The organism is Pseudomonas sp. P39-UII1 (assembly GCF_039672635.1).
GTDB lineage: Bacteria > Pseudomonadota > Gammaproteobacteria > Pseudomonadales > Pseudomonadaceae > Aquipseudomonas.
The window spans coordinates 56,685-73,478 of record NZ_JBDFPP010000008.1 but is presented as its reverse complement, the minus strand read 5'-3'; the positions used below and the strand labels follow the sequence as shown (position 1 = coordinate 73,478).

Genomic DNA, 16,794 nt, shown 5'->3' with positions numbered 1-16,794 from the left:
TCACTCAGGCTGAATGCCAGGCAATAACGCTGAACGATTTCACCCGCTCAGGACCAGGCGACCTTCTGCGGCAAGTAGCTCAGCGGCTGCTCGCGAAAGGCCAGGTAGTGGCGCAGCACCTGCACGGGCGCTTCGGTGTGCGGGTAATGGCCAATGCCTTGCAGTTGCACCGTGTCCGGGTTGGGTACCAGTTGCCGATAGCGCTCGACCATGCGTGCGCCGGATAGCGGGTCGACCACACCATTGATGAAGCGCAGGGGCACACCCTCGCGCTGCAGTGCACCCACCCATCGCTCGCGATGCACCCGGCGCTCGGTCACGAAACCCACCAGCTTGTGCAGGATGCGCGTACCGCCATTCGAGGCAATCAGGCTCCAGAAATCATCCAGCGCACTTTCACTGGGGTGCGTGCATGGCCCGTACACCTGCGTGACATTGCGCACCAGGTCGTCGCGCCCGAACGAGCGGGCCACCAGCCAGCCCAGGCGGCTGAGCAGCAGCTTCTGAATCAGCAGCACCTGGCAGCTTTCAGCGAACAGGCCGCTGTTGAGGAACACGCAACTGGCGATTTCCGCGCGCTGTTCATGGTGTCGCGACAGCAGTTCCTGGGCCACACTGCCGCCGTAATCATGTGCCAGCAGGTGCACAGGCTGGTCGACCTCGAGGTGGGCAAGCAGCGCCTGCTGCAGGTCGGCTTGCTCCATCAGGCTGTAGGCATGGTTGAGGGGTTTGGCCGAATCGCCAAACCCGAGCATGTCGCAAGCGATCACGCGAAAGCGCTGGGCCAGCGGCGTCCAGAGGTAATGCCAATCCCAACTGGCGGTCGGGAATCCATGCAGAAGCAGCAGGGGCTCTCCTTGCCCTGCGGTCCAGTAGCGGATGCTCTGGCCCCGGAATGAAAAACTCTGACTCCGGGTACGCCAGACGCACAATGGTATCTCGGCCAGAGGCATCAGAGTCGTCCCGGATAGGAGGGGGGATTGAGGGTATAGGGCAAGGCTGCGGTCATTGCATGTCACCTCGGCACATACATGTGCTCTCTATGTCGAGGCTGAGTCTAGTCAGGCGCAGACCCTGTGAAACTTGCGTTGCCAGCCAGCTTGATGACCGAGCGAGTCAGTGGCACGAACGGTCATAGCAGCAGGGCCAGCAGCGGCGCGGCGAACAGGTTGAGCAAGCCGGTCAGGACCATGACCAGGCCGGCCACGGAACCTTCTTCGCGGCCCACTTCCTGGGCCCGGCTGACCCCGGCACCGTGCGCACCAACGCCGAACAGTGCGCCACGTGCCAGCGGTGTGCGCAGCGGCAGCCAGCGCAGCAGCACGCCGCCGAACATGGCACCGAGCACGCCGGTGAACATGACGAACACCGCTGTCAGCTCCGGCACCCCGCCCAAATCGTGGGCCAGGGGCATGGCAAAGGGCGTGGTGATCGAGCGCGGCACCAGCGAAAGGCTGATCGCGTCATCCAGCGCCAGCAGGTGCGCCAATCCCCAGGAGCTGCCGATCGATGCCGCACTGCCGGCGACCATGCCCACCAGCAGCGCCGGCCAATGCCGCGCCAGCATGGCCCGCTGCTGCCAGATCGGCACCGCGAAGGCCACGGTCACCGGGCCGAGTACGCTCATCAGCCAGTGGGTGTTGCGCGCATACTCGGCATAGGCGGTGTGCAACGGCACGGCCACCGCCAGCAACAGTGCGGGCACCAGAATCAGCGGCGACATCAGGTAGCGACCGGTACGCCGGTACAGCCAGCGGCTACCGAGGTACGCCAACAGCGTCAGCGCCAGCCAGAACAACGGCATGGGTTCAAGGCTCATGGCGCAACCCCCAGCGGCATACAACCTCGACGGTCACGGCCGTGACCACCATGACCATCAGCGTGCTCACGGCAATCACCACCAAGATGCGCCAGCCTTCTTCGCGCACCAGGCTGCCGTAATCGAGCAGGCTCATCAGCGCGGGAATGAAAAACAGCAGCATTTCGGCCATCAGCCAGCCAGCGCCCATTTGCAAGGCGGCCGGCCTGACCACACCGCAGGCAAACAACAGCAGAAGCACGGCCAGGCCCATCACACCGCCCGGTACAGGCCAGCCCAACCAACCGGCCAACTGGCCACCCAACAGGAACAATGCCAACAGAGCCGCCAACTCAACGAGCAGGCGCAGGGACTTTTTCAATAACGCGGGTTTCATGGAGGGTTCCTCGACAGGCCCTCATTTTAAGATTTGCCTGCCTAGGCCAGAAGCGAATTGTTAGACTTGCCACCATTCCATAATGGAATTCAGACCATGGAATTCAAACAGCTGCGCAGCTTCATCGAAGTGGTTCACCGCGGCGGCTTCACCCAGGCCGCGCACACCCTGCATATCAGTCAGTCGGCGGTAAGCAAACAGGTTGCCCAGCTGGAGCAGGATGTGGGCCAGCCTTTGCTCGAGCGCCAGGCTTCGCAACTGCACCTGACCGCTGCCGGGCGCATCGTGCTGGAACGTGGCGAAGCGTTGCTACGCCAACGCCAGGCCTTGCTCAGCGAGCTCGATGACCTGAGCCAGATGGCGCGCGGCGAACTGCGCCTGGGCCTGCCGATGCTGGGCAGCGATGCGCTGTTTGCCGGTTTGTTCGCCGCGTACCGGCGCCAGCACCCGAACATCTCGATTCAGTTGCTCGAAGGAGGCAGCCGCAGCGTCGAGCAGGCCGTGCGCAGTGGCGAACTGGAGTTGGGCGGCAGCCTGACGCCGAACGATCCGGCGTTCGAATATCAGCCGTTCTGCAACGAGCCGTTGGATGCGTTGCTGCCGGCGGGGCATGCATTGGCGGGGCAGATGCAGGTCACCCTGAGCCAGTTGGCTGACACGCCCTTCCTGCTTTATCAGCGCAGTTTCGTGCTCAATGATCGGTTGCTCAAGGCATGCCAGCAGCAGGGCTTTACCCCGAAGGAAGGTGGGCGCAGTGGCCAGGCAGACTTTCTGGTGGCGCTGGTGGCGGCCGGCCAAGGCGTAGTGTTGCTGCCCCGGGTGGTGGCCAAAGCGCTGGAGCGCCCTGGGGTGGTGCGTTTGCCGTTGAGCGCGCCGGAGGATCTGCGCTGGGACATTGCGTTCATCTGGCGGCGGGGGGCGTATCTCTCGCGGGCGGCGCGGGCCTGGCTGGCGCTGGTCAGTGCGGGGGCAGGCACTCGGGAATAGGCTGGTCGGCATGGCCTCATCGCGGGCACGCCCGCTCCTACAGGTTATTCACAGCACTCAGGCTCGGCTGTAGGAGCGGGCTTGCCCGCGAAGAGGCCGGCGCGGCAGTAAAGAAACCTCAGGCTTTCAAAGCCTGCGCAAACTCCGCCAACCAAGGCTCGGCATCAGTCTCCGGGGTTACCGTCTCGCTGGCATCCAGCTGGAGCATCGGCTGCACTTCACGCACGCCCAGCTCTGCAAACAGCTCGCGCATCTGCTCGCCACCGCCGCAGTAGGTATCGCCATAACTGGAATCGCCCAGGGCAATCACCGCCCCCGGCAGGCCGCGCCAGGCGGCGGGCAGGGTGTCGCGGATAGTGCTGTACAACGGCATCAGGTTATCGGGCAGCTCGCCCATGCCGGTGGTCGAAGTCACTGCCAGCAGCGCTTCGGGTGCAAAGCCTTCGAGGTCCTGCTGGGTGGCGCGGGCCGCGTGCCAGGCTTCGAAGCCTGCGGCCTTGAGCAACGACTCGGCGTGGCGGGCAACTTCTTCGGCGGTGCCGTACACCGAGCCGGAAATAATGGCGACTTTCATCGGGAGGTGGATTCCGAAACTGAGTGAAAACGTAGGATACTAGCATCCAGCGGTGGCAAAAGGCCGCCTCTACCAAAGTCCCTTCTTTGCCCAATGGCCCGAACATGATCAACGCGCAATTGCTGCAATCCATGGTCGATGCGTCCAACGACGGAATCGTGGTCGCCGAACAGGAAGGCGATGACACCATCCTGATCTACGTGAACGCGGCGTTCGAACGCCTGACCGGTTACAGCCGGGACGAAATTCTCTATCAGGATTGCCGCTTCCTGCAGGCGGATGACCGTGACCAGCTCGGCCGTGCACGCATCCGCAAGGCACTGATCGAAGGGCGCCCGTGCCGCGAAGTGCTGCGCAACTATCGCAAGGATGGCAGTGCCTTCTGGAACGAGTTGTCGATCACCCCGGTGAAGAACGATGCCGATCAACGCACGTATTTCATCGGTATCCAGAAGGATGTCAGCCGCCAGGTGGAGCTGGAGCGTGAACTGGCTGAAATGCACGCGCGTCGGAATTTCGACACGCACCTTTGAACCAAGCGCCTACGGCACGGTCAATCACGTTGAAGAAACCGTCACCTCCGAGTTCGATCATGCACGCCGATGCGCTTTTGACCCAGGATGAGCTGGATTTCATCCAGGACATGCAGCACTCCCCGCAATTGAACCTGGCCGACCCCATGTCGAGCCTGCTGGTCAATGGCGACCGTCGTATACAGTCTTTGCTGGCGCGCCTCGTAGCCAACGAGCAAGTCACCCTGCAGGCGCAATTCAACAACCAGCAGATCAGCTTCCCGCTGCAGCTGGTAGAAGACGAATTCCACGCCGTACACGTGCAAATCGGCTCGCCGGAAATTTACGAAGACGGCCCGATGCTGCGCCCTTGGCGCCTGTCGATGGACCAGCCCTGCGCGCTGCTGGATGCAAAGGGTCGGGTAAGTGGCCTGTTCGTGCGCGACATCTCCTTCAAAGGTGCGTTGCTGGAAGTCCGCGGCTTGCCGGAGGCACCCTCACGCTTCGACCTGCGTTTCGCGCCAGGGGGCATCCCGGCCATCACGCTGCATGGCCGCCTGCGCCGACGAATCGGCCCGGACCTCGCAGCCTATGACCTCAGCCGCAGCCCGGCTGAAGAAATCGACCGCCTGCGTGAATACATCCTTCAGGCGCATCGCCAGGCCCACCCGGAGCTGCACGCTCAGGTATCGAGCTGACCTGCCAGATACTGCCGCAGCCGCCGGCGCATCAGCTCACCCTCCGCGCCCAGGCACGCCACCGGGCGGCCTGCCAGACTCTGCTGGGCCATTTCGCCCGCCTCGCCCGCCAGTAGCAATGGGCACTCCAGGCCGACTGGGAGCCGGTTCAAGCGTCTGCTCAGCTCGGCTGTGGGTGCGTGATTGGAGAACAACACCAGCGCATCCGGCTTGAGCCTGCCGCACACCACGGCCAGCTCGTCCAAGGGCTGCCCAGGCATCAGCAGGGTCGCCCCGACATCGTCGCTGCACAGCAGCAAGCCGGTGACCAGCAGTTCCAGCTCCATGCATTGCCCAGGCAGCGGCGCCACCAGCACGCTGCGCCTGCGCGGTAGGTGGGTAAGCTGCAGGCGCGAGAATACCCGGGCACGTAAAAACTGATCGAGAAACAGCCATTCACTGGCCTGGCCGAACGCCGCCTGCGCGGCCGCCAGGTCGTGCCAGACGGGCATGAATACCTCGGCGAATACCTGGTCCTGGCTGATGGTGGCGAACACCTTGTCGAACAGCCGGTCCAGGCTGGCGGCATCAAAACGCTGCACCGCCTCACGCAACTGAGCTTGCCAGCGGGCGGCGCAACCTGCCGGGAGCATGCCCTGCACGTGCGCCTGACCGCGGGCGAGAATGCTGCCAACCTTGCTCACCGCAACACCGCGCTCAAGCCAGCCGAGGATACGGCGGATATCGTCGACATCCGCTTGCGAGTACAGCCTGTGACCGCTGTCGGTACGGGTTGGCTGGATCAGACCGTAGCGCCGCTCCCAGGCGCGCAGGGTCACCGGGTTGACCCCGGTGAGCCGGGAAACTTCACGTATCGGGAACAGGTCCTGGTGTTCCAGCCCTGCTTCGACGTGCGTGGTACGTCCCTGTTTGTTCATCTGCACTGAATAACCTGTGCGCGGAAGTTGAACGCGCATTCTACTACGAGCCGCCACGCCACAGGTTAGCAACCGTTTGCCACCCGATATTTCCCGATCGAAGCCTTTAAGCGATAATTCGCGCCCGATTCTTGCATGTACGCCTGCGTTGCCCACCACCCCGGGCACGCAGACAAGGGGCCGGCTACCCGCCCGCCCCGTCGCCAGGAGATACACGATGTCTACCCCTCCCGTCACCTTGATGGTGTCGCGCCGCGCCGCTCATGGCCGCTACCAGGCCTTGCTTGCCTGGCTGCACGAAGGCGAGCAGCTGGCCACCGACTTCCCCGGCTACCTCGGTTCGGGCATCCTTGCACCGCCCCGTGATGGCGATGAATTCCAGATCATTTTCCGCTTCAGTGACGAACCTACGCTGCATGCATGGGAGCATTCCGCCTCGCGTCGCGCCTGGCTGCAACGCGGCAACGGCCTGTTCGAGCGCCCCAAAGAGAGGCGTGTGAGCGGCATTGACGACTGGTTTGGCACCCATACAGTGCAAAAACCGCCACGCTGGAAGCAGGCTGTGGCGATCTGGCTGGCGTTTTTCCCGGTATCGCTGCTGTTCAACGTTCTGTTCGGCCATTGGCTGGCAGGGCTGGAGCTGGTGCCGCGGGTAATGCTCAGCACCCTGGCCCTGACGCCAGTGATGGTCTACCTGTTCATCCCGCTCTCCACCCGCCTGCTGGCGAGTTGGCTGCACGCCTCGCCGCCCACTGCCGCTGCACTGCGCGGCCGCTGAGGGCAGGCCATACAAGAGGGAAACAGTTCGGGTATGCTGGGCGGCAACGACAGGATAGACAAGTTGACCGCCCGCACATGAACAGCCCAATTCTCGTTACCGGAGCCAGCCAGCGCGTCGGGCTGGCCCTGGCCCTTGAACTGGCAGAGGCCGGCCATACCGTGGTCAGTGCCAGCCGCAGCGCCCAGCCACACGCCGCACACCCGAACATCGTGCAGTTCCAGGCCGACCTGTGCCTGGCTGCCGACCGCCAGGCGCTGATCGACTACCTGCAGCAGCATTACGACGGGCTGCGCGCGATCATCCACAACGCATCTGTGTGGCTGGACGACGGCCTGGACAACCTCGAGACCATGTTCCGCCTGCACGTCGAGGCGCCGTACCACCTGAACCTGGCGCTGGGCGACCTGCTGGCCAAGGTCGACAAGGCCGACATCATTCATATCTGCGACGAAACCTCGTCGCGCGGCAGCAAGAGCCATATCGGCTATGCCGCCACCAAGGCTGCGCTGCAGAACATGGTGCTGTCATTCGCCGAAAAGTACGCGCCCAAGGTGCACGTCAACGGTATCCTGCCCGGGCTGCTGATCCTCAAGGAAGGGGGTGACGACGCCTACCGCCAGCAAACCCTGAACAAGGCCTTGCTGCCGTTCGAACCCGGCGCCGGCCCGCTGATCGAGACGGTCAAGTACCTGCTCGCCAGCCAGTACAGCACCGGCAGCCAGGTGGTCATCAACGGTGGCCGCCACCTGAAGAACCGCATGACCTGAGAGAAGCCCATGACCCCTCAACAACAGCTCGAACTCGAAGCCGCCGCCTTCCGGCGCCTGGTCGCACATCTGCAGAACCGCACCGACGTGCAGAACATCGACCTGATGAACCTTTCCGGCTTCTGCCGCAACTGTTTGTCCAAGTGGTACAAGGCCGCTGCCGATGAGCAGCAGGTCGACATCAGCCTGGATGACGCCCGTGAAGCGGTGTATGGCATGCCCTACGCCGAGTGGAAAGCCCAGTACCAGAAAGAAGCCAGCGCCGACCAGCAAGCGGCGTTCGAAAAAGGAAAACCTCGTGACTGATCTGAATACCCTGCGCGCCAGCCTGGCCAGCGGCCAACACGCCTTTGCCGACACCCTGGCGTTCATCGCTGACCACTACAGCTACCAGCCTCAAGCGTTCAACAATGGCGGCGTGGAAAACGCCGCCGGGCAGAACGAAGGCTCGTGCAAGACCTTGGGCCTGGCCCTGCTGGAAGGCCTGAGCGACCAGGAGGCCCTGCTGGCCTTCGGCGAACACTACCGCGACGTGGTGGCCACGCCTGAGGGCAGTGACCATGGCAATATCCGCGCGCTGATCAAGCACGGCCTGGCGGGTGTGAAATTCACTGGCCAGCCGCTTTCGCGCAACGCTTGAAAGTGCCGGGGCCGCCATGCGGCCCAATCGCCGGCAAGCCGGCTCCCACAGGTTGGACTGCCTCCCAAAAGTTGGACAGTTCCAAGCTGCAGCCTGAGCCCTGTACTCCACAGGGCTCAGGCCATTGAGCCTCAGTTGGACTGCCCCTGGAAGTAGGACACCAGTCCACCCCTGCGGGCAGTCCAGGTGGTTTCGCAAGCCTTGAGTGCTGTGCATTCCCTGTGGGAGCCGGCTTGCCGGCGATTGGGCCGGGCAGGCAACATCAGCCGATGATCTGCCCCGGCCTGCTCGCCAACAACGCACCGCGCTGCAACCACTCCAGCGCAATCGGCCACAGGCTCTCGCGGAAGCGCTCATGGAAAAACGCGAAATGGCCAATGTCCTCGACCGAGATATCCACAGGCGCGATCCGCAGATGCTGATGTTCAGCGCCCTGCAAATAGCCTAGCAACCGCTCTGTAGCCGCCACCGTGCCAAACGGGTCATCGGTCAGGCTGATGGCCAGCGTCGCCGCCCGCACATGGGCAAACGGCAACTGGTCCAACACACGCCCGCTGGGCCGGTGCTCAAAGCGCGGGGTACGGGTCGTCCAGTCCTGCACCACGCCTGCTGGCGTGTCTTCCATCCAGCCCAGCCGCTTGCCGGGGAAGTAACCGAACACGCGGGTCAGCAACGGCATCGCCACATGCCACTTGCCGAACAGCCGCCAACGCTGATCGACGGCGTAATCACGCCAGTAGGCAAACTGCGCGCCTACCATCACCACCCGCCGCACCTGCCCGGCAGATGGCGCGAGCCCCACGGCGCACCCACCGAAGCTATGCCCGACTACATCCACCGGCTGGCCGGGGAACGCCTGCGCGGCGTGCGCCAGCATGGCTTCGAAATCCAGCCGGCCCCAGTCGCTCCACGACGCCTGGAAGCCGCGCAAGGAAGGCGGCCGGGATTCGCCGATACCCCGGTAGTCGTAGGTCAGCACATCGCAGCCTTGAGCGAACAGGTAGTCGGCAAAACGGGAGTAATAACGGCAGCGCACGGACGTGGCCGCGTTGATGATCACCAGCGGGCGCAGGGGGTTGGCCTGGGTGTGGCGCCAGCAGAAGCCACCGAGGCTGTAGCCGTCGGCTGCGGTCTGGCGAAAGGGCGTGGCCGGTTGGGTGAGGCTGCTCATGGCGCGCTTCCTGTTGTTGTGCGCCAACGCTAGCAAAAAATCGTGTGCTTGTGCCGGCCTCTTCGCGGCGGTTCGGCGCGAAGAGGCCAGCCCGGTCAGCTTACAGCTCGATGCAGTCGAACTTCACATCGGTCGCCACGTCTTCGTCATAGTTGACGTCAGCGCGCTCGAAGCCGAACAGGTTGAGGAACTGCTTCTTGTAACCGGCGTAGTCGGTCAGTTCGAACAGGTTCTCGGTGGTCACCTGTGGCCACAGAGCTTTGCAGTCGTTCTGCACGTCGTCACGCAGCTCCCAGTCGTCCAGGCGCAGGCGACCCTCCTCGTCGACTTCAGCCGGCGCACCGTCGGCCCGATACAGGCGGTCACGGTACATGCGGTCCAGTTGGTCCTGGGTGCCTTCGTGCACGCCTTTCTCCTGCATGATCTTGAAGACCATCGACAGGTACAGCGGCATCACAGGGATAGCCGAGCTGGCCTGAGTCACCACCGACTTGAGCACGGCCACGTTGGCGCCGCCTTTGACTTTGTCATCCAATGTCTTATTCAGGCGCGTGGCAGTTTCGTCCAGGTCCTGCTTGGCCTTGCCCAGCGCACCGTGCCAGTAGATCGGCCAGGTGATGTCGCTGCCGATGTAGCTGAAGGCCACGGTGCGAGCGCCTTCGGCCAGTACGTTGGCGTCAGCCAGGGCGTCGATCCACAGCTGCCAGTCCTGGCCACCCATGACGGTGACAGTGTCGGCGATTTCCTGCTCGGTGGCCGGCTCGATGCTGGCCTCGATGATGGTGTCTTTGTTGGTGTCGATGGCAGTCGACTTGTACGACTCGCCGATTGGCTTGAGCGCGGAGCGGATCACTTCACCGGTCTTTGGCAGCTTGCGCACCGGCGACGCCAGCGAGTAAATGACCAGGTCGACCTTGCCGCCCATTTCATTCTTGATCAGCTCGATGACCTTGGCACGGGCTTCGTCGGAGAAGGCGTCACCGTTGATCGACTTGCTGTACAGGCCCTCGGCCTTGGCGAACTTGTCGAAAGCCGCGGAGTTGTACCAGCCAGCGGTACCGGCCTTGGTCTCGGTACCTGGTTTCTCGAAGAACACGCCCAGGGTGTCGGCTTTGAAGCCGAAGGCTGCGGTGATGCGCGCCGCCAGGCCATAGCCGCTGGATGCGCCAATGACCAGGACCTTCTTCGGGCCATCCTCGCGCACGCCCAGCTTGCGGGTGGCTTCGATCTGGTCACGGACGTTGAGCTCGCAGCCCTTCGGGTGAGTCGTGGTGCAGATGAAACCGCGAACCTTAGGATGAATGATGGCCAATGTCTGTACCTCGTCAGGTTTATGCAGGGAAGCGCCGCCTTGGGCGATTCCGTTTGATCAGAGGGTGAGACTACCCCCGCAGGTTATCCGACACATATTACGGGGTGTTTGAGGGGATGCAAAACTGCGCTTGCTCAGCCAGCTGGCCTTGCAACCACTGCAGAAACCGCCGCGCCAGTGGATCGTCCTGGCTGTCGCGGTGCACCAGGCAGGCCCACGCCGGCCCACGCACCCGCTTGGGCGAAAGCGCCTGCAGGTGCCCCTCCTCCACTGCCCGCCGGGCGAGCAGCTGGCTGACCAGGGCGATACCCAGCCCTTCACTGGCCGCATCCAGCAGTAAACCTGGGTCGGAGAAATTCAGCCCCTTGCCCTGCTGCCCGACATCCTCGCCGCCTTCCAGCTGCCAATGGCTCCAGTCCATTTCCCGTTCGCCGTGCAGGGTGGTGCGCGCAGTTGCCGACAGCAACGAAGGATGGCAGGCCGGATACAGCTCATCCTGGAACAACACGCTGAAGCTGCATTCGGCCTGGGCGCTGAGGTCGTCGCGGATGGCCAGGTCGATGGTCTCGCTGGCCATGTCCGGCACTTCGAAACTGGTGAACAACCACAGGTCGACCTCCGGGCAGCGTTGATGAAAATCGGCCAGCCGCGGCAGCAGCCAGTGCCGGGCAAAAGCCGGGCTGGTGTTGACCACCAGCTGGTTGGGTTTGCGGTACTGATCAAGCCTTCGAATACCCACGGCAAGGTGCTGCAGCAGCGACTGGGTGGTGCTGAGCAGGTCATGCCCGGCATCGGTCAGGCTCACGCTGCGTCCAGCTCGATGAAAAAGCGGCTGCTCCAGGTAGGTTTCCAGGCTGCGGATCTGCTGGCTGATCGCCGACTGGGTGAGGTTCAGGGCTTCGGCTGCCCTGTGGAAGCTGCCGAGCCGCGCAGCGGCTTCGAAGCCCCGCAGCGCATTGAGGGGTGGCCAGTGTTTGAGCATTATCGATAAGCCCTGCTAATCAGATTTGCGCTAAATCTATCGTTTGTCGCGCTGCCTTCATAGCCATAGCATTGGCACCAACACCCGCGACGGCGGGCTTCGTTGATAAAAATCCTTAATTGATCGGAGTTCACTATGCACCTGTCCCTCGACAGCGGCTGGCGCATGCCTGCCGAATGGGCCCGCCACGCTGCCACCTGGATGATCTGGCCACACAACCAGGCACTGTGGGAAAGCGGCTGGCAGGTCAACCTTGCCGACGTGCAGCGCGACTATGCACGGGTCGCCGCCGCCATCGCCCGCTTCGAGCCGGTGAAAATGGTCGTCGATCCCTCGGCACTGCAGAGTGCTCGTGCCCTGTGTGGCGCCAACATCGAACTGGTCGAGCTGGCCGTGGACGACAGCTGGTGCCGTGACAGCGGGCCGAGTTTCGTTTGCCATCCGCAGCATGGCCTGGCCGGGTTGAGCTGGCGCTTCAATGCCTGGGGCGGCAAGTCGCAGCATGGCCACGACCGTAGCCTGGGCCGACGGATCCTCGACCAGCTTGGCCTGGACGGCTTCAGCACGCCGTTGTGCAGCGAAGGTGGTGCGATCCATGTGGACGGCGAAGGCACGCTGATCACCACCGAGTCGGTGCTGCTCAACCCCAACCGCAACCCCGGCGTCAGCAAGGCCGAATTCGAAGCATGCTTCGCCCGTTACCTGGGCATCAGCAAGACCATCTGGCTGCCGGGCGACCCGCAGTACGTTACGGGCGACATGACCGACGGCCACGTGGACGGCGTGTGCGCCTTCGCCCGCCCCGGCGTGCTGCTGGTCGATGCCACCCGCGAGCACGGCTCGGTCTACGCCGAGGTGGTACGGGAAAACCGCCGCGCCCTGGCGCTTGCCACCGACGCCCAGGGCCGGCATTTCGAGCTGCTCGACCTGTATGAAGCCAGCGCTGCGGTCGACCAGGACGCCGAAGTGTTCTGCGCCTCCTACACCAACTTCTACATCGCCAATGGCGCGATCATCATGCCGGCCTACGGTATCGCCGCCGACGCCGATGCGGCGGCGCAACTGGCCCACGCCTTCCCCGGCCGGAAGATCGTGCCGGTGCGCATCGACCACATCGCCCACGGCGGCGGCGGTATCCATTGCATCACCCAGCAACAGCCGGAGGTTTGCCGATGAGCCTGCTGCGCGTCGCCACCACGCAGATGCCGTGCAGCTGGAACCTGCCCGCCAACCTCGACCGCGCCGAACAGCTGGTACGCCAGGCGGCCGCGCAAGGTGCCCAGGTGATCCTGCTGCAAGAGCTGTTCGCCACACCGTACTTCTGCATCGAGCAGGACCACCGCCACCAGGCCCTGGCCGAGCCGTATCCGCACAGCCCTATCCTGCAACGCTTCGCCGCGCTTGCCGGTGAGCTGGGTGTGGTGCTGCCGCTGAGTTGGTACGAGCGGGCCGGCAATGCCTTCTTCAACTCGCTGACCGTGGCCGACGCCGATGGCCGCCTGCTGGGGGTGTATCGCAAGACCCATATCCCCAACGCCATCGGCTATCAGGAGAAAGAGTACTTCAGCCCCGGCGACACCGGTTTCAGGGTCTGGGACACCGCCTTCGGCTGCCTGGGCATCGGCATCTGCTGGGACCAGTGGTTCCCCGAAACCGCCCGCTGCCTGGCCTTGATGGGCGCTGAAGTGCTGTTGTTCCCGACGGCCATCGGCTCCGAGCCCGGCGCCGCCGAACTGGACTCCCGCGACCATTGGCAGGTCGCCATGCGCGGCCATGCCGCCGCCAACCTGCTGCCGGTGGTGGCGGCTAATCGCGTAGGCCGGGAAGTGGCGCAAAGCGACGAAACGCTGGCCATGCGGTTCTATGGCTCGTCGTTCATCTGCGACCACAAAGGTGCGCTGCTCGCCGAAGCCGACCGCGACAGCAGCGGCATCTGGCTGCACGACCTGGACCTTGCGCGCATGCGCGAGGATCGCCTGAGCTGGGGCATCTACCGCGACCGCCGCCCAGAAATGTACGCGCCGCTTTTGACCCTGGACGGCACTCACCCACACGTCGCGAGGACCTGAACATGAAGCTGCCCCGACTGGCCGCCCTCACCCTGGCGCTTTGCGCCGCCCAGGCCCAGGCCGAACAACCCACCCTGCGCCTATACAACTGGGCCGACTATTTCGCCGAGGACACCCTCAAGCAGTTCACCACCGAGACCGGTATCCAGGTGATCTACGACGTGATGGACGGCAGCGAAGTGCTCGAAGCCAAGCTGATGTCCGGGCGCAGCGGCTACGACCTGGTATTCCCCGGCGACACCGTGGCCGAGCGCCTGATGCGCGCCGGCAGCCTGCAACCGCTCGACCCCAGCCGCCTGAAGGCCCTGGGCGACATCGAGCCTGGCCTGCGCAAACTGCATGGGCAGTACCCCAAGGCCAGCCAGGCCACAGTGCCCTATACCTGGGGCACCATCGGCCTGACGGTGAATGCCGCCAAGGTTCGCGAACGCATGCCTGATGCGCCGCTGGACGACCTCGACCTGCTGTTCAAACCCGAGCTTGCGGCCAAGTTCGCCGACTGCGGCATCTCGGTCATCGACTCGCCAGACGAAGTGCTGGCCGTGGTCCTCAATTACCTGGGCCGCGAACCGCGCAGCGCCAAGCGTGAAGACCTGGCGGCGGCGAGCGAACTGCTCAAGGCGGTGCGCCCGTACATCCGCAAGTTCCAGTCGCAGCCAGTGACCGAGCTGGTCAACGAAAACCTCTGCCTGTCGCTGGGTTACAGCGGCGACGTGATCCAGGCCCAGCGCACGGCATCCGCCGCCGGCAAGGCGCTCGACTTCCAATACCGCGTGCCGCGTCAGGGCACCACGGTATGGATGGACACCATGGCTATCCCCGCCGACGCCAAACACCCCGAATACGCCTATCGTTTCATCAACTTCGTCATGCGCCCGGCGAACATGGCCGCAATCAGCAACTTCACCGGCTACCCCACTGCCAGCGCCAAAGCGCGCGAGGCGGTTGACCCGCAAATGCGCGACAACCCCGACATCTACCTCGACCAAGCCACTTACGCCCGGCTGATTCCGGGCCGGGACATCCCGCAAGCCGACATGCGCGCCCGCATGCGCGTGTGGACCCGCTTCAAGACTGCACAGGACTGAGCCATGCCAAGCCGTAGAACCTTCCTGCAACTGTCACTGGCCGCAGGCCTCGGTGCCGGCCTCGGCCTGCCCCTGAGCCTGGCCCGCGCCGACGAGCCCGGGCGCTGGTTCATGCCCGACGAAGGCGAACCGCAGCAACGGGCGTTCATCGCGTTCGGCGCGCAGGACGCCATCTGGGAAGACTTCACCGCCGACGTGCAGGCGGCCCTTGGCCGCATCGCCCAGGCCATTGCGCGCTACCAGCCGGTAACGGTGTTCTGCCGCGCCAACGAACGGGAGCTGGCCCAGCAGCGTTGCGGCAGCCACAACACAAGCTTCGTCACTTGCGGGCTCGACGACATCTGGATGCGCGACATCGGCGCCAACTTCGTCGTCGATGATGACGGCGCCCTCGGCGCGGTGGACTTCAACTTCAACGGCTGGGGCAACAAGCAACGCCATCGTAGCGACGCTCAACTGGCCAAACGGGCCGCCACGCTCGCTGGCGCGCACTATCAGCCCAGCGAACTGGTTGGCGAGGGTGGCGCAATCGAAGTGGACGGCCACGGCACCGGCATCATGACCGAAAGCAGCTGGGTCAATGCCAACCGCAACAAAGGCTGGAGCAAGGCCGAGGTCGAGGCCGAACTCAAGGAGCGCCTGGGCTTGAGCAAGGTCATCTGGTTGCCGGGCATCGCCGGTGAAGACATCACTGACGGCCATGTGGATTTCTATGCCCGCTTCGTTCGGCCAGGTGTGGTGATTGCCAACCTGGACAATGACCCCGAATCCTATGACTACGACGTGACCCGCAAGCATCTGCAGATTCTCAAGCAGGCGACCGACGCCGAAGGCCGGGCTCTGCAGGTGCACCTGGTTTCGCCACCGATGCGCGGGCGCCGCAACAGGTTCAGCAAGAACGCCGATTTTGCTGCGGGCTACATCAACTATTTCGTCATCAACGGTGCAGTCATCGCCCCGCAGTTCGGCGATGCCCAAGCCGATGAAAAAGCGCGAGCGTTGCTGGCCGCGCTGTACCCAGGGCGCGATATCGTGCAGCTGGACATCGATGCAATTGCTGCGGGTGGCGGAGGCATCCACTGTGTGACACATCAATGCCCGGCAGTCTGAACACTGTACCCGCGAAGAGGCCGGGCCAGGCGCTGTACATCACTGGTCGTGGTCAGGGCCGCGGCGGCGCCCGGTGATCATCGACAGCGGCAGGTTTTCGCCCAGGCGCACGCTTTCGACGATGGCCGCCAGCACGTGTACGCCCACCAGCGCCAGCACGGCGTCTGCCAGCAAGCTGTGCACGTCCATGGGCCAGTCGGCGCCCCATAGTGCGTCGATTTCCTGCGAGGCCCAGCCGGTCAGCCCCAGCCCGGTGATACCGGCCAGCATCAGCAGCATCACCAGTGCACCGATCGGTGAATGCCCCAGCCGATGGTACGGCTCACCCCGCAACAGCGCCCGGGCATGCGCTGCAAGGCGCGAGGGCGTCGGCCAGAAGTCTGCCCATCGGGCGCTCTGCGGCCCGACGAAGCCCCATACCAGGCGCACCACGACACACCCCAGTGCGTAATAACCGAGCCACTGGTGCCAGTCGTCTCCCTCTTCGGTGAAAAAGTAATCGGCAATGAACACGGTGGCGAAAGACAGGTGGCACAGCCGCAGGAGCGGGTCCCACAGCTGTACCGTTGGTGTCTGCATCAGTCTTCGATCTCGGTCTTGACCGCTTTGCCAGTGACCGGGTCATGGTAGATCTCGACCTTCTTGCCGTCCTTGTTGAAGCCGTAGATTTCGTAGCAGTTGCCTTTGGTGACCTTGAACTTGTTGATCTTGTAGCCCTGCTCCTTGAGCTGGGCCTGAAACTTTTCCTGGTCTTGCCAGGTGCTTTTGTCAGCGGTGGTGCATTGGGTGGCGGCGAATGCACTGCTGCAGCCAACGAGCAAGGTGAGAGCGATCAGGGTACGCATGGCAATGAGCTCCGGTCTGTTGAGTGAACAGCATGAGGCGCGTGCAGCCCAATCAAGCTTAGCCAGCGGTGCAAGGTTTGCCTGCTGTGGCCTTTCAAGCCATTCATTTGCTTTTCACATCAATGGCAAAGAAAAACAAACTTAAC

The 16,794-nt window shown here is 63.8% G+C and carries 21 protein-coding genes; 11 read left to right on the top strand and 10 right to left on the bottom strand.

Annotated features, from left to right (window positions below; genetic code table 11):
• Positions 1 to 47: 47 nt before the first annotated feature.
• The 3 genes from ABEH27_RS12800 to ABEH27_RS12790 all read right to left on the bottom strand — a co-directional run bounded on the left by ABEH27_RS12800 (position 48) and on the right by ABEH27_RS12790 (position 2,195).
• Positions 48 to 953, bottom strand: a complete 906-nt coding sequence (locus ABEH27_RS12800) for an alpha/beta hydrolase (protein WP_346613938.1) — start codon at positions 951 to 953, stop codon at positions 48 to 50.
• Between the two features lie 179 nt (positions 954 to 1,132).
• Complete coding sequence (locus ABEH27_RS12795; RefSeq protein WP_346613937.1) at positions 1,133 to 1,819, bottom strand: LrgB family protein; 687 nt, start codon at positions 1,817 to 1,819, stop codon at positions 1,133 to 1,135.
• Positions 1,809 to 2,195: a CidA/LrgA family protein gene (locus tag ABEH27_RS12790; RefSeq protein WP_346613936.1), complete on the bottom strand. Its 387-nt coding sequence runs from the start codon at positions 2,193 to 2,195 to the stop codon at positions 1,809 to 1,811. The genes ABEH27_RS12795 and ABEH27_RS12790 overlap by 11 nt, the downstream gene beginning before the upstream one ends.
• A gap of 96 nt (positions 2,196 to 2,291) precedes the next feature.
• Here ABEH27_RS12790 and ABEH27_RS12785 point away from each other — a divergent pair, with 96 nt between their 5' ends.
• Positions 2,292 to 3,182, top strand: coding sequence for a LysR substrate-binding domain-containing protein (locus tag ABEH27_RS12785; RefSeq protein ID WP_346613935.1), 891 nt, complete (start codon positions 2,292 to 2,294; stop codon positions 3,180 to 3,182).
• A gap of 118 nt (positions 3,183 to 3,300) precedes the next feature.
• Here ABEH27_RS12785 and ABEH27_RS12780 read toward each other — a convergent pair whose 3' ends face one another.
• The gene (locus ABEH27_RS12780; protein WP_346613934.1) at positions 3,301 to 3,756 is read right to left on the bottom strand and encodes a flavodoxin; all 456 of its coding nucleotides are present in this window, start codon (positions 3,754 to 3,756) and stop codon (positions 3,301 to 3,303) included.
• A gap of 104 nt (positions 3,757 to 3,860) precedes the next feature.
• On the opposite strand from ABEH27_RS12780, the gene ABEH27_RS12775 reads away from it, so the two are divergent.
• The gene (locus tag ABEH27_RS12775; protein WP_346613933.1) at positions 3,861 to 4,289 is read left to right on the top strand and encodes a PAS domain S-box protein; all 429 of its coding nucleotides are present in this window, start codon (positions 3,861 to 3,863) and stop codon (positions 4,287 to 4,289) included.
• Between the two features lie 59 nt (positions 4,290 to 4,348).
• Positions 4,349 to 4,966 (top strand): PilZ domain-containing protein, encoded by a 618-nt coding sequence (locus ABEH27_RS12770; protein ID WP_346613932.1) that lies wholly within the window; start codon positions 4,349 to 4,351, stop codon positions 4,964 to 4,966.
• On the opposite strand, the gene ABEH27_RS12765 is transcribed toward ABEH27_RS12770, so the two are convergent.
• The gene (locus ABEH27_RS12765) at positions 4,951 to 5,883 is read right to left on the bottom strand and encodes a MerR family transcriptional regulator (protein WP_346613931.1); all 933 of its coding nucleotides are present in this window, start codon (positions 5,881 to 5,883) and stop codon (positions 4,951 to 4,953) included. The genes ABEH27_RS12770 and ABEH27_RS12765 overlap by 16 nt on opposite strands.
• A gap of 217 nt (positions 5,884 to 6,100) precedes the next feature.
• On the opposite strand from ABEH27_RS12765, the gene ABEH27_RS12760 reads away from it, so the two are divergent.
• The 4 genes from ABEH27_RS12760 (at position 6,101) to ABEH27_RS12745 (ending at position 8,071) form a co-directional block, all read left to right on the top strand.
• Positions 6,101 to 6,661 (top strand): antibiotic biosynthesis monooxygenase, encoded by a 561-nt coding sequence (locus ABEH27_RS12760; RefSeq protein WP_346613930.1) that lies wholly within the window; start codon positions 6,101 to 6,103, stop codon positions 6,659 to 6,661.
• A gap of 77 nt (positions 6,662 to 6,738) precedes the next feature.
• Positions 6,739 to 7,431 carry a dihydromonapterin reductase gene (gene folM / locus ABEH27_RS12755; protein ID WP_346613929.1) on the top strand — a complete coding sequence of 231 codons (693 nt, stop codon included), beginning with the start codon at positions 6,739 to 6,741 and terminating at the stop codon, positions 7,429 to 7,431.
• Positions 7,432 to 7,440: 9 nt separating this feature from the next.
• Positions 7,441 to 7,737, top strand: a complete 297-nt coding sequence (locus ABEH27_RS12750) for a DUF1244 domain-containing protein (RefSeq protein WP_346613928.1) — start codon at positions 7,441 to 7,443, stop codon at positions 7,735 to 7,737.
• On the top strand, positions 7,730 to 8,071 hold the full coding sequence (locus ABEH27_RS12745) for a HopJ type III effector protein (RefSeq protein ID WP_346613927.1): 342 nt from the start codon (positions 7,730 to 7,732) through the stop codon (positions 8,069 to 8,071). Before ABEH27_RS12750 ends, ABEH27_RS12745 begins: the two co-directional genes overlap by 8 nt.
• A gap of 262 nt (positions 8,072 to 8,333) precedes the next feature.
• Here ABEH27_RS12745 and ABEH27_RS12740 read toward each other — a convergent pair whose 3' ends face one another.
• The 3 genes from ABEH27_RS12740 to ABEH27_RS12730 form a co-directional block, all read right to left on the bottom strand.
• On the bottom strand, positions 8,334 to 9,242 hold the full coding sequence (locus tag ABEH27_RS12740) for an alpha/beta fold hydrolase (protein WP_346613926.1): 909 nt from the start codon (positions 9,240 to 9,242) through the stop codon (positions 8,334 to 8,336).
• 100 nt (positions 9,243 to 9,342) lie between these two features.
• Complete coding sequence (gene fabV / locus ABEH27_RS12735; RefSeq protein ID WP_346613925.1) at positions 9,343 to 10,554, bottom strand: enoyl-ACP reductase FabV; 1,212 nt, start codon at positions 10,552 to 10,554, stop codon at positions 9,343 to 9,345.
• Between the two features lie 97 nt (positions 10,555 to 10,651).
• The gene (locus tag ABEH27_RS12730; RefSeq protein WP_346613924.1) at positions 10,652 to 11,536 is read right to left on the bottom strand and encodes a LysR substrate-binding domain-containing protein; all 885 of its coding nucleotides are present in this window, start codon (positions 11,534 to 11,536) and stop codon (positions 10,652 to 10,654) included.
• A gap of 135 nt (positions 11,537 to 11,671) precedes the next feature.
• On the opposite strand from ABEH27_RS12730, the gene ABEH27_RS12725 reads away from it, so the two are divergent.
• Genes ABEH27_RS12725 through ABEH27_RS12710 form a run of 4 tightly spaced genes read left to right on the top strand, consistent with a single transcriptional unit; the run spans position 11,672 to position 15,803 of the window.
• On the top strand, positions 11,672 to 12,712 hold the full coding sequence (locus ABEH27_RS12725) for an agmatine deiminase family protein (protein ID WP_346613923.1): 1,041 nt from the start codon (positions 11,672 to 11,674) through the stop codon (positions 12,710 to 12,712).
• Entirely contained in the window at positions 12,709 to 13,605 is an 897-nt protein-coding gene (gene aguB / locus ABEH27_RS12720) for an N-carbamoylputrescine amidase (protein ID WP_346613922.1), read from the top strand. The genes ABEH27_RS12725 and aguB overlap by 4 nt, the downstream gene beginning before the upstream one ends.
• A 2-nt stretch (positions 13,606 to 13,607) precedes the next feature.
• Positions 13,608 to 14,693 (top strand): extracellular solute-binding protein, encoded by a 1,086-nt coding sequence (locus ABEH27_RS12715; RefSeq protein ID WP_346613921.1) that lies wholly within the window; start codon positions 13,608 to 13,610, stop codon positions 14,691 to 14,693.
• Positions 14,694 to 14,696: 3 nt separating this feature from the next.
• A complete protein-coding gene (locus tag ABEH27_RS12710; RefSeq protein ID WP_346613920.1) occupies positions 14,697 to 15,803 on the top strand; it encodes an agmatine deiminase family protein in 1,107 nt (368 codons plus the stop codon).
• Between the two features lie 39 nt (positions 15,804 to 15,842).
• On the opposite strand, the gene ABEH27_RS12705 is transcribed toward ABEH27_RS12710, so the two are convergent.
• A complete protein-coding gene (locus tag ABEH27_RS12705; RefSeq protein WP_346613919.1) occupies positions 15,843 to 16,382 on the bottom strand; it encodes a cytochrome b/b6 domain-containing protein in 540 nt (179 codons plus the stop codon).
• Positions 16,382 to 16,648, bottom strand: coding sequence for a PepSY domain-containing protein (locus ABEH27_RS12700; protein ID WP_346613918.1), 267 nt, complete (start codon positions 16,646 to 16,648; stop codon positions 16,382 to 16,384). The genes ABEH27_RS12705 and ABEH27_RS12700 overlap by 1 nt, the downstream gene beginning before the upstream one ends.
• Positions 16,649 to 16,794 lie beyond the last annotated feature (146 nt).